The following is an 845-nucleotide window of genomic DNA, read 5'->3' on the forward strand; positions in this document are numbered from 1 at the left end:
ACTGAGTTTGATGTGCGCATTGCTTCTATTGATGACGCGGTGTACGAAGGCCCTGAAGATTTCAGTGTGACGGTGACTGGCATTGGGGCGGTGCAAGGTAGCGATACGGGAACGGCAACGATAGTGGATGACGGCACGGGTCCAGGCCCCGATCCGGATGATGATCGTCCAAGCGTGACTATTTCAGACGCTGGCACCATCAATGAGGGTGAGACAGCCAACTTCAAAGTGACGCTGTCGAACGCGTCTGAAGCGGAAACGCAAGTGGAATTGGGTCTTAATCTTGGCGATACCGAAGTTGGAGACTTAGGTACCTTAGAATACAACACAGGCTCCGGTTGGGTTGCAGTGCCAAACGATGGCGTAGTAACGGTGCCAGCAGGGCAAACTGAGTTTGATGTGCGTATCGCTTCTATTGATGACGCTGTTTATGAAGGCCCTGAAGATTTCAGCGTGACAGTAACCGGCATTGGCGCAGTGCAAGGTAGCGATACCGGTACGGCAACGATAGTGGATGACGGCAGTGGCCCGGGCCCTGATCCGGATGATGACCGTCCAAGCGTGACTATTACCGATGCTGGCACCATCAATGAGGGGGATACGGCGAACTTCAAAGTCACCTTATCGAACGCCTCTGAAGCGGAAACGCAAGTGGAGTTGGGTCTTAATCTCGGCGATACCGAAGCCGGTGACTTAGGTACCTTGGAATACAACACGGGAAGTGGTTGGGTTGCAGTGCCAAACGATGGCGTGGTGACGGTGCCAGCGGGGCAAACTGAGTTTGATGTGCGCATCGCTTCCACTGATGACGCCGTTTATGAAGGCCCTGAAGATTTCAGCGTGAC

General features: G+C 53.8%; 1 protein-coding gene. It reads left to right on the plus strand.

Translation table 11 applies throughout. From position 1 onward, the window contains the following. A partial coding sequence (locus tag R7Z49_RS24095; RefSeq protein WP_318112244.1) for a Calx-beta domain-containing protein occupies positions 1–845 on the plus strand: 845 nt, incomplete at both ends.

This window comes from Vibrio sp. 1562 (assembly GCF_033340155.1).
Lineage (GTDB): Bacteria > Pseudomonadota > Gammaproteobacteria > Enterobacterales > Vibrionaceae > Vibrio > Vibrio alginolyticus.